This is a genomic window from Mucilaginibacter sp. OK098 (assembly GCF_900142915.1).
In the GTDB taxonomy this organism is placed as follows: Bacteria; Bacteroidota; Bacteroidia; order Sphingobacteriales; family Sphingobacteriaceae; genus Mucilaginibacter.
Genome location: NZ_FRCM01000001.1, coordinates 1,453,470 through 1,468,121, shown reverse-complemented (window position 1 = coordinate 1,468,121; position 14,652 = coordinate 1,453,470). Strand labels below are relative to the sequence as shown.

Below are 14,652 nucleotides of genomic sequence, written 5' to 3'. Positions count from 1 at the left end.
GCTATTTATTAACGGTGAACGGTAAACTAAGTTTCTCATCCTGTGAGCTGCTGCCTAATATCAATTTATAATTACCCGGGTATACCTTCCATGCATGTGATATCATATCCCATTTTTGCAATTCTTTTACGGGGATCTTTATGGTGACGGATTGTTCAACACCAGTAGCTACCGAAACTCTGTTAAAGCTTTTCAATTCCTTTACCGGCATCCGGGCAATTTGCGGATATTCAATATAAGCCTGTACCACTTCATCGCCATTCATCTTCCCGGTATTTTTAACCTGGATGCTAACGCTAATGGTATCTGTTGATTTATACCTGCTTTTAAGTTCATTTTTTTGTGAATATGCAAATGTTGTATAACTCAACCCAAAACCAAACGGATATTGCACAGGGCCCGTATAATAACGATAGGTGCGGCCCTTCATGCTGTAATCTTTATAATCCGGTACGTTGCTTAGTGCTTTATAAAATGTAAGCGGCAAGTGGCCTGATGGGGAAACATCGCCAAAAATCAGATCCGCCAGTGCATTACCACCCTGTTCGCCGGGGTACCAGGCCAGTATAATGGCATCGGCATAAGGCGCTATAGCATCAATATCGATATCACTTCCGGCTGTTATAACCGCTATAATAGGTTTGTTTTGTACAGATTTTCTTAATTCTTTCATAAAAGCTACCTCACTTGCAGGCAAGCTTAAATTTTTCCGGTCGCCGCCGGTTTCTGATAAAAAGGCATCGCCAGCTTCGCCCTCCAAAACAGGAGAAAGACCTATCACGGCTATGGTCGCATCAGCATTGCCTGCAGCCCATGTGCCACCAAAGTGGGTGGTATCTTTATAATCCGATCCCTGGTCGTATTCAACTCTTGCTCCTGGTCCAACGGCGGCTGTAATCCCCTCCACAAAATTTACAACCTTACTGCTGGTGCCATGGTAGTTAGCTATCATGGCATCAAGCGAGGCTGCATTTGGCCCCAGCACCATAAAGCTGGAATAATTGCTTTTGTTAAGCGGCAAAACATTGTTGTTGTTTTTTAACAATACCATGCTTTGCTGCGCTGCCTTGCGGGCGAGTGTGGTGTGCGCGTTATTATGAACGCTATCTGCACCGTAATTAAAGTAAGGCGAGGCTACAGCGTCATCATAAAATCCAAGCTTAAATTCGGTGCGCAGCAATGCTGCCAGCGCCCCGTTGATTTCATTTTCAGTAAGCAGGCCTTTTTGTACCGCTTTAAGGGCATCATTCTGTAAAACAGTTGAGCAATCCAAATCAATCCCGGCTTTAATTGCGGCAGCCGCAGTTTCTATGGGGCCGGGTAATGATTTATGGGTTGAATAAACGTCATTCAGCGCTCCGCAATCGGTAACCACATGGCCCTTAAATCCCCACTCTTTTCTTAAAACATCCGTCAGTAGCATTTTGTTAATCGAGTTTGGTGTGCCATTCACTTTATTGTAGGCACTCATTACCGATTCAACACCGCCATTAACCAAAGCATGAAAAGCATACAGGTAGGTTTCGCGCAGGTCTTTTTCATCCACCACAGCATCAAAATAATCACGGGTAGCTTCGGGACCGCTGTGCACGGCAAAGTGCTTGGCTGTGGCTGATGTTTTTAAATGGTTGGGATCATCGCCCTGTAAACCTTTAACAAAAGCGGTTCCCATCGTTGCGGTTAAGTAAGGATCTTCTCCATAGGTTTCCTGGCCGCGTCCCCAGCGCGGATCGCGGAAAATATTGATGTTGGGTGTCCAGAAGGTAAGGCCCATGTATTGTAAATGCCTGTCTTTTGCTATGGCCAGGTTATATTTAGCCCTGGCCTCGGTTGATATTGCAGTTGATACTTGTTTTAGCAGGTCATCGTTAAAAGTTGCCGCCATACCAATAGCCTGTGGAAATATAGTTGCTTCGCCTGCACGCGCCACACCATGTAACGCCTCGTTCCACCAGTTATAGGCCGGAATGCCAAGGCGCGAAACTGCCTTGCTGTTGTACCCTAAAAGCGAAATCTTTTCTTCTATTGTTAATCGGGAAATCAGATCTTTTACCCTGGCATCAATAGGTTGCGCGGCATCCTTATAAATAAATTTATTTTGTGCCTGTAGCAGGCAGGGCATAAAAACCATCGACCCCAATAAAAACAGGCAGAACTTTAGCGTTGTATTCATAATAGGCGCTAAAGTAAAGCGTTTAAGCCAAAATTCATTGCAAATATGCAATATCTTGCTTGCCTGCATTTGCAGAAAAGAATTACTTTAGCAAAACCATTAAAAATCCATTCGAAAAATGACTCAATTGATGAAAAAACTGTTTTTACCCGCTTTTTTATTGATCGGCAGCTTGGCTTTTAGTCAGCCAGCGCCAAAACCATACGGCCCTTTGCCTACAAAAGGCCAGCTAAATTGGCAGGAAACAGAAATGTATTGCCTGATCCATTTCGGACCGGATACTTATACTGATAAGGAGTGGGGGTTTGGCGATGAAGATCCACAGATAGTAAACCCAACGCAGTTTAGCGCTCTGCAAATTGTTGGCGCTGCAAAGGCAGGCGGCTTTAAAGGGATTGTAGTAGTAGCCAAACATCATGATGGCTTTTGCTTATGGCCAACCAAAACCACTGAACATAATATATCAAAAAGCCCTTATAAAAATGGCAAAGGCGATATTTTGCAGGAGTACAGGGATGCCTGTAATAAATTAGGAATGCAAATGGGGGTTTACTGCTCGCCATGGGATAGGAACAGCGCTCTTTATGGCAAGCCTGAATATGTAACTGAAGTTTACCGCAAACAACTGGAAGAACTATACACCCATTATGGCCCGATCTTTATATCATGGTTTGATGGGGCAAACGGGGGCGATGGCTATTATGGCGGAGCAAGAGAAGTACGGAAAATTGACCGTTCAACCTATTATGGCTGGAAAGATACCTGGGCAATTCCCCGCAGAATGCAACCTGGTGCGGTTTTATTTGGCGATGTGGGCCCGGATGTACGTTGGGTTGGTAATGAAGGCGGCCATGCCGGCGTAACAAGCTGGGCAACCTATACACCACATGCCCCTGACGAGGGGAAAGAGCCGGGAAATGGTTATACTAAAGATTCTGAAGGAGTTGAAGGACATCGTGATGGCAAATACTGGATGCCTGCTGAATGCGACGTAGCTTTACGCCCGGGATGGTTTTATCACAAAGACCAGGATGAAAAGGTAAAATCACCAGATACGTTATTGAGCCTTTATTATCAGAGTGTTGGGAGAGGAGCTTGCCTTGACTTGGGTTTATCACCAGACAGGCGCGGATTGCTGTTTGAAAATGATGTGAACTCATTAAAACAATTCGGCCAGATAATTAAGCAAACATTTGCTGTTAACCTGGCTAAGGGAGCAACATTAAAAGCAAGTAATACAAGAGGAAATAATAAAGTTAAATTCGGTGCGGCTAACCTGCTGGATAATGACCGTTATAGCTATTGGGCTACTGATGACAAAGTGTTAACACCGGAGCTTACTTTAGATCTGCATAAAAATAAAACATTCAACGTGATTCGTTTACGTGAGAACATTAAGCTGGGCCAGCGCATTGATGCGGTAGCGGTTGACGCATGGCAAAATGGTAAATGGGAACAAATTGCCACAGCAACAAGCATTGGCGGAAACCGGCTTATTCGTTTGCCCGCAGATGTTACAGCAAGTAAGGTTAGGTTAAGAATAACCAAAGCCGCTGTTTGTATTGCGTTGAGCGATTTCGGGTTATATAAAGAGGCTAAAATTTAATTTAGAAACGCAATACTTTGCTTCTGTTTAAAGGATTAAAAAGGAAATATGAAAAATATATTAATCGCGGTTTTTTTAACGGGCATATCAATGCAGGTATCTGCCCAGGAAATTCCTTTGTACGATACTTTATCAAAACCGCAGTTAATATCAAAACAATTTGCGTTTACTGAAGGGGCATCGGTTGATAAAAAAGGGAACGTGTTTTTTACCGATCAGCCAAATAACAAGATCTGGGAATATAGCACGGATGGTAAACTTTCGCTTTTTTTAGATAGCGCCGGCCGGTCAAACGGGATGTATTTTGATAAAAAAGGAAATTTGGTTACTTGCGCCGATGAGCACGACCAACTTTGGTCTATCAGTCCGGATAAAAAGATTAAGATTTTACTTGCTGATTTTGGCGGTCATTTAATGAACGGGCCGAATGACATTTGGATAGATGCCAAAGGAGGCATTTACATGACCGATCCATATTACCAGCGGGATTACTGGACAAGGAAAAAATCAGACCTGGATGGGCAAAAAGTTTATTATCTGCCAAAAGGCAAAAAGCAACCAATAATTGTTGATGCCAACTTTAAACGACCCAATGGCATTGTTGGCACCCCCGATGGTAAATACCTGTACGTTGCGGACATAGGCGATAATAAAATGTATAAGTACACCATCGAAAAAGATGGAAAACTAAGTAACCGCGAATTATTTACAGCCCAAGGCGGCGATGGAATTACATTAGATGAAAGAGGTAATTTATACATCAGTGGCAATGGCGTTACCATTTATAATCCGCAAGGAAAAAAGATCGGTCATATCCCGGTTCCTGAACCCTGGACAGCCAATTTATGCTTTGGCGGTGTAAATAAGGATGTTTTATTTATGACGGCATCAAAAGCTATTTATACCTTGAAGATGAATGTGAAAGGGGTGGAGTGATTTGATTTCGGAAGTTGGAATTTTTCACTGTTGTTTGTTTTTCAATGGTGTTCAAGAAGGCTTCGCCGTTTCGATTTCGGAATTTAAAAGAAGATTTTATATCCGTTTAAGCAGCATATGGCTTAATATGATTTAACTCTTCTCTTTTTTCATCCAATTCTGCTTCCAAATCCAAATCATCCTGTAATCCAAGCCAGAACTTTGCAGAATTTCCAAAGAATTGGCTTAGCCTTAACGCAGTATCAGCAGTTATTCTGCGATTTCCTTTAATTATTTCAGAGATTCGGGTTTGAGGGATCTTGGTTTCTTTAGCCAATCTATAAGAAGTTATACTTAGGGGGATTAAGAATTCCTCCTGTAATATTTCTCCGGGATGTATATTAGGTAGCTTTTCCATGCATTTTTATAATGCAATTCAAACTTAAAGCTAATATTTTTATTTATAGTAGGTAACTAGCGTTACCAATGTCACATTGAATTTTAGTTAATTAACTGTTACTATTATCATCTATATTAGATAATGCGATTCTTATTTTTAGATTTGAATGTAACCAATCCAACCTGATATAAAAATTGTGGTTAATACTGAACGTGAAAAATTAGTTGAAGCTATTGCAAATCCCGACAAAATATGGGATGTAATAGTTGTTGGCGGGGGCGCTACCGGTTTAGGCACAGCGCTTGATGCTGCTTCGCGCGGGTATAAAACATTATTGCTTGAACAGGTGGATTTTGCAAAGGGAACGTCCAGCCGCAGTACAAAGCTTGTTCATGGTGGCGTTCGTTACCTGGCCCAGGGAGATATCGGCTTAGTACGCGAGGCTTTGTACGAACGTGGACTGCTTCTAAAAAACGCAACACATCTTGTAAAAAACGAATCGTTCATCATCCCCAATTATGAATGGTGGGGTGGTGCATTTTATACCATAGGGTTAACTATTTATGATCTGTTGGCGGGGAAACTTAGCTTCGGCCGCTCAAAACATATTTCAAAAAAAGAAACCATCAGCAGGCTTCCAGGCATCCTGCAAAAAAAACTATACGGTGGTGTGGTCTACCATGATGGCCAGTTTGATGATTCCCGGCTTGCCATAAATCTGGCTCAAACCTGTCTGGAACAAGGGGCAACGGTGTTAAATTATTTTAAAGTAACGGGCTTGCTTAAAGATGATAAAAAAATTGCCGGGGTTACCGCTAAAGACCTGGAGTCGGGCATTGTTTATCAGCTTAAAAGTAAAGCGGTAATTAATGCAACCGGTGTATTTGTTGACGACCTGCTCCAAAAAGATGAACCGCATAAAAAGCCGCTGGTACGATCGAGCCAGGGCATTCATATTGTGGTCGACAGCTCATTTATGCCTGGCAACGATGCGATCATGATCCCTAAAACGGATGATGGCAGGGTGCTTTTTGTTGTTCCATGGCATGGCAGGCTATTGATAGGTACTACGGATACTCCTCTGAATGAACACAGCCTTGAACCCATAGCGCTGGAAGAGGAGATAAATTTTGTAATGAGGACGGTTGGCAAGTATTTAACCCGCGCACCTGAACGAAAGGATGTCCTCAGCATATTTGCGGGCTTGCGCCCGCTGGCTGCGCCACAGGAAGGGTCAGCTAAAACAAAAGAAATTTCGCGCAGTCATAAACTTATCGTTTCTGCATCAGGACTTATCACCATAACAGGTGGTAAATGGACAACTTACCGCCGGATGGCCCAGGATACAATTGACAAGGCCATTGAAACCGCTAAGCTACAGCCGCATGCCAATGTAACAAAGGACCTGTCCATACATGGTAATAAAAATGATGTTGACCGGAAGGATCATCTGTATGTTTACGGAAGTGACAAGGAAGATCTGCTGGCCTTAATTAAGGAAAATCCGGAATGGGGGGAGAAGTTACATCCCCGAATGGAATATATCCAGGCAGAAGTGATCTGGGCAATAAGGCATGAAATGGCATGCACAGTTGAAGATATACTGGCCCGCAGGGTAAGGATGCTTTTTCTGGATGCGCGGGCGGCTATTGATACAGCCCCCCTGGTTGCCCGGCTAATAGCGAAAGAATTAAACAGGGACGAAAACTGGGAAAAAACACAGGTGGCTGATTTTAATCATACCTCCCGGGGGTATTTATTAATTGCTTAGCGGTTGATAGTTCATACTTAATTTGTATTTTAACCCAACCAATTTTAACCAATCTTCATGTGCTTAGTTACGGTTAACAGTATCCAATACTTTTAGCTATCAACTATGATCCATGAACTATGAACCACTCATGAACAACACAATGGAAGAAGGATACATCTTAGCTTTAGACCAGGGCACAACCAGTTCACGGGCTATTATTTTTGATCACAAAGGTCAGATCAGGTCTGTTGCACAGAAAGAGTTTACGCAGATCTTCCCTAAACCCGGATGGGTGGAGCATGACCCTAACGAGATCTGGTCAACACAGGCCAGTGTGGCTGCCGAAGCAACCGTTAAGATAGGTATTAACGGTAAAAACATTAGGGCGATCGGGATTACCAATCAGCGTGAAACCACTATAGTTTGGAATAAGGAAACAGGTTTACCGGTATACAACGCCATAGTTTGGCAGGATAGGCGGACATCTGAATATTGTAACCAACTTAAAAATGAAGGTCATACCGATTTGATCCGCTCAAAAACTGGGTTGATAATCGACTCCTACTTTTCTGCCTCTAAAATAAACTGGATCTTAAATAATGTTGATGGGGCCAAAGAATTAGCAAATGATGGAAAGCTAGCATTCGGAACGGTTGATAGCTGGCTGATCTGGAAGTTTACCCGCGGTAAAGTGCATGTTACTGATGTAACCAATGCCAGCCGCACCATGCTTTATAATATTCGGACACAGCAATGGGATAAGGAACTGCTGAAGATCTTCGAGATCCCTGACAGTATGCTGCCTGAAGTAAAGCAATCAAGCGAGGTTTACGGCGAAACTGACACTACCATTTTTGCATCAAAAGTACCTATAGCTGGCATAGCAGGCGATCAGCAGGCCGCCTTGTTCGGGCAGATGTGTATTGATAAGGCCATGGTTAAAAATACCTATGGCACCGGCTGTTTTATGCTGATGAACATTGGAGAAACGTTTATCGAATCGAAAAATAATTTGCTGACCACCATTGCCTGGAAAATAAACGGGAAAATTCAATACGCATTTGAGGGGAGTATTTTTATAGGTGGCGCAGTAGTGCAATGGCTGCGCGACGGGCTTGGGATTATTAAAACTTCGGCCGAGGTTGAGAAGCTTGCATTAAGTGTGAAAGATACCGGTGGTGTGTATTTTGTACCGGCCTTTGCAGGTTTGGGTGCCCCTTACTGGGATCCTGATGCCAGGGGCACTATAGTAGGCATCACGCGGGGCACAACATCAGGCCATATTGCCCGTGCCGCAATTGAAGCCATTGCTTACCAAACGGTTGATGTTTTAAAAGCCATGGAAGCAGATGCCGGTTTAAAAATAAAGGAATTAAGGGTTGATGGCGGCGCAACCGCCAATAACTTATTGATGCAATTCCAGGCAGATTTGTTGAATTGTAAAGTAATAAGGCCCCATATTGTTGAAACAACTGCACTGGGCGCCGCTTATTTAGCGGGGCTGGCCGTTGGCTACTGGAACAATGTTGAAGAGATCCAAAAACAATGGCAATCGGAACGGGATTTTCTTCCTGTTGAAGATGCTGCTGTGATGAAGGACGCAATGTCGGGATGGAAAAGGGCCGTTGCTGCAACACAAAGCTGGTCGAAAAACTTGTAGAGACGCAATACTTTGCGTCTCTGGAAATGCCGATGTGTAAATTATAATATTAACAAAGACGCAAAGTATTGCGTCTCTACGAGAATTACCTTAAAACCAAATCAAAATGTCACCATTTATAGCCGAACTGATCGGTACCATGTTATTGATATTATTAGGCGATGGCGTAGTTGCCAATGTTTTACTGAACGATACCAAAGGCAATAACAGCGGCTGGATGGTTATTACTACCGCCTGGGGGCTTGCCGTTTTTGTAGGCGTGGTTGTTGCAGGGCCCTATAGCGGGGCTCATTTAAATCCGGCAGTTACTATAGGGCTTGCCATTGCAGGTAAGTTTGCATGGGGAAGCGTACCCTCCTATATTTTAGCCCAGATGCTGGGTGCTTTTTTAGGTGCGTTTTTGGTTTGGATAATGTATTATGATCACTTTAAAAGAACCAACAAGCCCGATGCCATTTTGGCCATCTTTTGTACCGGGCCCGCAATCCGTAATTATATATCAAATATTGCCAGTGAGATAATCGGAGCGTTTGTATTGATATTTACTGTTTTTTATATTTCCGGTGCGCAGATCACTCCAAGTAAAACACCTATTGGTTTAGGGTCTGTCGGCGCATTACCCGTGGCTTTACTGGTTTGGGTAATTGGCTTATCGCTGGGCGGGACTACCGGTTATGCCATTAACCCGGCCCGTGACCTTGGCCCAAGAATAGTTCATTTTCTTTTTCCAATAAAAAATAAAGGCACAAGCGACTGGCAATATGCCTGGATCCCCGTTTTAGGCCCCATTGCTGGGGGCGCCATTGCTGCAATAGTATACCTGCAATTGAAATAATTGTAAATTGATTGCCGGGAAATTTATGATTGAATATTTTTTATAATTTTATAAGGTAAACTATAATACCTGAAAATACATTGCTATAAGGGCCTTACCTAATTATAATACCCGTACATGAAACGAATTTTAGTTTTAGTTCCGTTTTTATTTTTGTTTCATACAGGGTTCTCCAGCCAGGGTCATGATAGTCTTTTATTAAAGCTTAATAATATCCTCGACAAAAAGAAGGATTATGATGCCGGGAAATCAGCCCGGATAGAAAAATTGCAACGGGATTTAAATAATGCCGTTAATCCCAATCTGAATTTTAAATACAGCGTTTATCTGCAGCTGTACGAAGAGTATAAATCATTTAACTATGATGAGGCTTTTCATTATGCACAAAAACTCCAGCAAACCGGGGATGCGCTAAAGGACCCGGTAAAAATTGCATACAGCCGGATAAAGTTTGGGTTTATTTTGCTTTCATCGGGGATGTTTAAGGAAACCTTCGATACGCTAAAAACAGTGAACGTTAAGTTTTTGAATGATGAATCGCGCAAGGAATATTATTTTTTAACGGCCCGTACTTACTATGATCTGGCCGATTTTGATAAGGATAACTATTATACGCCAATTTATAACGTAAGGGCAGGAAAATACATTGACTCAGCCACAGCCTTATGCAAGCCAAATTCTTTTGAATACATCTATTATAAGGGTTTAATGTTTCTTAAAACAGGCAATATTCCGCAGGCTATTATCAACTTAAAAACTCTTATAAAAAGCTATAAACTAACCGATCACCAGTTTGCTGTAACAGCATCAACGCTTAGTGATATTTATATCCGGGGTAAAGAACCTGATAGCGCAATTGATCTGCTGATCCTAGCCGCCATGGCCGATATCAGGTCATCAACTAAAGAGGCCGCCGCAATGACCAACCTGGCCCAGCTGCTTCACAAGAATGGGGACGTTAAAAATGCCTATGTATACATTAAGCAAGCTTTGGAAGATGCCATTTATTACGGCGCCAGGCAACGCAAGATCCAGGTAAGCGCTATTTTACCGGTGATTGCCGGCGAAAGGATAAATTATGTAGAAGAACAGCGTCGTGTATTATTCTTTTATGCATCCTCACTTACTGTTCTGGCTATAATAGTGGTTGTGTTTGCTGTTATTATTTACAAACAGCTACGAAAGTTAAGATTGGCAGATAAAGTGATACTGGAAGCAAATCATAACCTGCAGGAAAGTATTATCCAGTTAAACGAAGCAAATAAGATAAAGGAAGAATATATAGGCTATTACTTCAACCTTATATCTGAATATATTAATAAGCTGGAGCGCTTTAAACGGTCTGTTGATAATAAGTTAACTACCAAACGATATGATGATATCGGCATAATTGTAAACAATATTAATTTAACCAAGGAGCGTGAAGAGCTGTTTATAAATTTTGATAAAGCTTTCTTAAAGATCTTCCCCAATTTTGTAACCGGCTATAACGCGCTTTTTGGTGAAGAGAACCATGTTAAACTATTACCCAATCAATTGCTGAATACCGACCTCCGGATCTTTGCCCTGATAAGGCTTGGAATTAGCGATACTGAAAAAATTGCACACATTTTGGAGTACTCCGTTAATACCATCTATAATTATAAAGCCCGCATAAAAAGCAAGTCCCTCATCTCAAATGATGAATTTGAAGCGGCTATTATGGCTATAAAAGCCATATAAATCCTTTATACCTATTTATAAAAGGTTATACAGGGTTTATATTTCAATTACTTTGATCTTATTTTAATTATCTGTGTATCAATTAATTGTGATTGGTTCGGCTTTGCATTTCTTTATATTTTGATTTTGAAATTAGCACCTGCGTGTTTTATATCCTCTCTTTGATTTGTCAATTACCCGAAGCTAAATAGTAAGCAGGTAATTGAAATTATAAACCAACCAACTTCTAAATTTTATTGTGTTATGAGAATGTATCAAACATCCGGTGTGTTGTTTAAATATGTTTCTGTACAAGCATTATTGCTGTATAAAAACGCTGCGTGTAAAAAACGAACCGGCATTTACTTATCATCCGGCTAAACCTGTGCTATACGGTTATACTATGCCCTCAATTCAAAACCAACCAATCAATTAATAAACTCAAATACTTAAACATTATGTATAAAAAACAATTACTAAAATTATTTTTTTGCTCCTTGTTTTTACTGTTTTCAGGCTGGGCCTCGGCTCAAAATGTAACAGTAAGCGGTAAAGTTACCGACGAAAAGGGGCTGCCACTTCCCGGCGCTACCATTAGTGTAAAGCAAACTCAAAACGGGACGAACTCCGATGTTAACGGAAAATATACCATCAGCGTTAGCAAAACCGGTGTGCTGGTGTTTTCAATGGTAGGGTATTCAAAACAGGAAATTGCTGTAAACAACCGTACCGAAATTAACGTGACTTTAAGAGAAGATAACCGCTTACTGAACGAAGTGGTAGTTGTGGGCTACGGAACGCAAAAACGTAAAGACCTTACCGGTTCCATTTCTTCAGTTAAAGGTGCGGTATTCAAAGATCAGCCCATTACCAACCCTATAGAGGGGTTGCAGGGAAGGATTTCGGGCGTTAATATTGTTGAAAACTCAGCAGCCCCTGATGCAGTTCCGCAAATTATTATAAGAGGTTTGGCTTCATTTTATCAGCCTAACCCATTGTATATAGTTGATGGCGTTAGGCAGGCTGATCTGAATAACGTTAATCCGCAGGATATAGCGTCAATTGATGTTGCTAAGGATGCAGCCTCGGCAGCCATTTATGGTTCGGCAGCGGCTGGTGGTGTTATACTTGTTACCACTAAAAAAGGCTCAGGAATTGGAGCACCGCCGCAAATAAATTTTAGCGCAAGATATGGTTTTACAAAACCAAAATTAGTACAGCTGCTTGACAGGGATAACTATATAAAAATGGAGAATATTGTTAACCCCAAATTTTTTGCCGGCGCAGGCAGAACGGATACCCTTGCCAATACCAACTGGGTAGATGCGTTATACCGCAATGGTACTGAACAAAATTACGCCCTTTCAATTACCGGCGCATCGGCAAATGTAAATTACCTGGCATCGGGATTTTATAACCAGCAAACCGGTATTTTTATAAAAAATTACTCGAACATTGGCGGCGCCCGTGTTAATACAGATTATAAGTTAAGTAAATATATAACTATAGGCGAGCAAATAAATGCATCACAACGCATAACATCGCCGCTTGTTGGTGCCCAGGCCGATCTGCATAACGCCCCATTCCGCACTCAGCCAATTATTCCGATATACAATAAAGACGGTTCATATGGAACTGAACCTTCAGGTTATAACGGACTTCAATTTTCAGGCCCCAACCCATTGGGTGCGGTAAATTCAGCAATGGCGCAGAATACGAAAAATAATTTTCAGGGTAATGCTTATGCAGATATCAAGCTGCCCTTGCACCTGGACTTTAAAACCACCCTTGGATATAGTTACTACAACGAAACGCAGGATTTTTTCCAGAATACCTACAATTTTGGCTCTGTAGCATCTGCAGTAAATTCGCTTAGCAAATCATATGCACAAAGCAGCCAATTGTTAACCAACTATGTGCTTTCATATAACCAAAGTATAGGCAAACATAACATCAATGCTTTGGTGGGTTATGAGCAGATAGTAAATAAAACAAATAATATTTATTCGGGCGAAAGCCAGATAGGGATTCCCGGCTACTCGTATGTTCAAACATCGGCTTCGGCTTTATCGCTTTCCGGTACTTATGATCCGCAAAGCCTTATAAAATCGCAGTTTGCCCGCGTAAACTATAATTATAATGAGCGTTATTACTTATCGGCTTCCATAAGACAGGACGCCAATTATACACAATTTGGGCCTGATAAGGTAAAAGGTGTTTTCCCTGCAGTGTCAGCCGGCTGGACGATTAGTGAAGAGCCGTCATTTAAAAAAATATTGCCTGTTTTTAACAGCCTTAAGTTACGCGCCAGCTACGGCCAGTTGGGTAACAGTACAGGTTTCCCCCCATACTTTTTCACATCAAATTACAGCCAGTTTAATCTTAGCACAGGTATAGCCGGTGGTGCGCAGGGGTTTGCCCCGGGTCAGCCTTTCCAGATAGCTAACTCCTTAAACAGTATCCCGAACCCTGCTTTGCATTGGGAAACCATTACTGAAACCAGTGTTGGTTTAGACGGGGAAGCTTTAGACGGCGCGCTTTACTTTACAGTTGAATGGTATAATAAAAAAACATCTGATTTAATATATGCATTGTCGTTGCCTCAAAGTACTGGCTTTACACAATCATACATAACCAATATTGGCGATGTTAGTAACAAAGGGTTTGATCTGATGGTAGGCTACCACAATAAAATTGGTAAGTTGGGTTTTGACATAAGCGCTAATGCGAGCTTTAATAAAAATAAAGTTACCAAGCTAAGCGGTGCAGCCACCGATGCCGTGTATGGTGGTTATAATTTTTACGGCATGGGCGATATAGGTTTTAACACAATGTCAAACCAGCAATTAACTATTACAAAGGCCGGCCAGCCATTTGGCCAGTTCTATGGGTATAAGGCATTAGGAATATTTAATAGCCAGGACGAAGCTCAAAAGCAAGTTGTAAATGGCAATAAAGCAAACATAGGCGATCTTCAGTTCCAGGATTTGAATGGTGATGGAAAAATTGATGTTAACGACAGGCAGGTAATTGGTAATCCAAACCCTAAAATGGTTTATGGCTTCAATATTCGCCTTAATTATGGAGGCTTTGATTTAGCAGCATTGTTTAATGGTGTGGCTGGTGTAGATCTGTTTAATGGTGTAAAATCATATGAACAATATCCATTTGCCGATGGCAACACTACCAGCCAAATCTTTAAAGACTCATTCTTTGGCTCAAACGGGCTTACTTCCCAACCAAGGGTAGGCGTACCGTCAGGCAACGCTTTTGTATTAGACCCCAACAAGAATTATACATCGGTAAATAGTTATTTTGTTGAAAGCGGCGCCTATTTAAAGCTTAAGAACCTGCAACTAGGCTACACCTTTTCGGGTAATGTTTTACAACGCATAAGTGTTAAAAGCTTAAGGGTATTTGTAATGGCCAATAATGTGTTCACTATAACCAAATACAAAGGGCTTGATCCCGAGTTAGGCAGCGCATTTACCACAGGTGGAGCTATTAATCCAACAACACAGGGAATTGATGCGGTTACAAATTATCCGCAGGCAAGAATTTTCTCAGCAGGAGTTAATGTTAGTTTATAATAACCTTCAAAATTTAAGA

The 14,652-nt window shown here is 41.7% G+C and carries 9 protein-coding genes; 7 read left to right on the top strand and 2 right to left on the bottom strand.

What is annotated here, in order from left to right:
* Window position 1 precedes the first annotated feature (1 nt).
* Window positions 2–2,173 carry a glycoside hydrolase family 3 N-terminal domain-containing protein gene (locus tag BUE31_RS06035; RefSeq protein WP_083619439.1) on the bottom strand — a complete coding sequence of 724 codons (2,172 nt, stop codon included), beginning with the start codon at window positions 2,171–2,173 and terminating at the stop codon, window positions 2–4.
* A gap of 130 nt (window positions 2,174–2,303) precedes the next feature.
* Between BUE31_RS06035 and BUE31_RS06030 the strand changes: the two genes are divergently transcribed.
* The gene (locus BUE31_RS06030; protein WP_073401161.1) at window positions 2,304–3,779 is read left to right on the top strand and encodes an alpha-L-fucosidase; all 1,476 of its coding nucleotides are present in this window, start codon (window positions 2,304–2,306) and stop codon (window positions 3,777–3,779) included.
* A 48-nt stretch (window positions 3,780–3,827) separates the two neighbouring features.
* Complete coding sequence (locus BUE31_RS06025; RefSeq protein ID WP_073401159.1) at window positions 3,828–4,715, top strand: SMP-30/gluconolactonase/LRE family protein; 888 nt, start codon at window positions 3,828–3,830, stop codon at window positions 4,713–4,715.
* Between the two features lie 106 nt (window positions 4,716–4,821).
* On the opposite strand, the gene BUE31_RS06020 is transcribed toward BUE31_RS06025, so the two are convergent.
* Entirely contained in the window at window positions 4,822–5,112 is a 291-nt protein-coding gene (locus BUE31_RS06020; protein WP_073401157.1) for a HigA family addiction module antitoxin, read from the bottom strand.
* 178 nt (window positions 5,113–5,290) lie between these two features.
* Between BUE31_RS06020 and BUE31_RS06015 the strand changes: the two genes are divergently transcribed.
* The 5 genes from BUE31_RS06015 to BUE31_RS05995 all read left to right on the top strand — a co-directional run bounded on the left by BUE31_RS06015 (window position 5,291) and on the right by BUE31_RS05995 (window position 14,633).
* Window positions 5,291–6,865: a glycerol-3-phosphate dehydrogenase/oxidase gene (locus BUE31_RS06015; protein ID WP_073401156.1), complete on the top strand. Its 1,575-nt coding sequence runs from the start codon at window positions 5,291–5,293 to the stop codon at window positions 6,863–6,865.
* A gap of 112 nt (window positions 6,866–6,977) precedes the next feature.
* Complete coding sequence (gene glpK, locus BUE31_RS06010; protein WP_234997758.1) at window positions 6,978–8,507, top strand: glycerol kinase GlpK; 1,530 nt, start codon at window positions 6,978–6,980, stop codon at window positions 8,505–8,507.
* Window positions 8,508–8,613: 106 nt separating this feature from the next.
* On the top strand, window positions 8,614–9,342 hold the full coding sequence (locus tag BUE31_RS06005; protein WP_073401154.1) for an MIP/aquaporin family protein: 729 nt from the start codon (window positions 8,614–8,616) through the stop codon (window positions 9,340–9,342).
* A gap of 117 nt (window positions 9,343–9,459) precedes the next feature.
* Window positions 9,460–11,064, top strand: a complete 1,605-nt coding sequence (locus tag BUE31_RS06000; RefSeq protein ID WP_073401152.1) for a DUF6377 domain-containing protein — start codon at window positions 9,460–9,462, stop codon at window positions 11,062–11,064.
* Window positions 11,065–11,501: 437 nt separating this feature from the next.
* Window positions 11,502–14,633: a SusC/RagA family TonB-linked outer membrane protein gene (locus tag BUE31_RS05995; RefSeq protein ID WP_073401150.1), complete on the top strand. Its 3,132-nt coding sequence runs from the start codon at window positions 11,502–11,504 to the stop codon at window positions 14,631–14,633.
* Window positions 14,634–14,652 lie beyond the last annotated feature (19 nt).

Excerpts from the sequence above, each read along its gene's own strand:
- BUE31_RS06005 (WP_073401154.1), top strand. The coding sequence starts at position 8,614 with ATGTCACCATTTATAGCCGAACTGATCGGTACCATGTTATTGATATTA.
- BUE31_RS06025 (WP_073401159.1), top strand. The coding sequence starts at position 3,828 with ATGAAAAATATATTAATCGCGGTTTTTTTAACGGGCATATCAATGCAG.
- glpK (WP_234997758.1), top strand. The coding sequence starts at position 6,978 with ATGAACTATGAACCACTCATGAACAACACAATGGAAGAAGGATACATC.
- BUE31_RS05995 (WP_073401150.1), top strand. The coding sequence starts at position 11,502 with ATGTATAAAAAACAATTACTAAAATTATTTTTTTGCTCCTTGTTTTTA.
- BUE31_RS06030 (WP_073401161.1), top strand. The coding sequence starts at position 2,304 with ATGAAAAAACTGTTTTTACCCGCTTTTTTATTGATCGGCAGCTTGGCT.
- BUE31_RS06000 (WP_073401152.1), top strand. The coding sequence starts at position 9,460 with ATGAAACGAATTTTAGTTTTAGTTCCGTTTTTATTTTTGTTTCATACA.
- BUE31_RS06035 (WP_083619439.1), bottom strand. The coding sequence starts at position 2,173 with ATGAATACAACGCTAAAGTTCTGCCTGTTTTTATTGGGGTCGATGGTT.
- BUE31_RS06020 (WP_073401157.1), bottom strand. The coding sequence starts at position 5,112 with ATGGAAAAGCTACCTAATATACATCCCGGAGAAATATTACAGGAGGAA.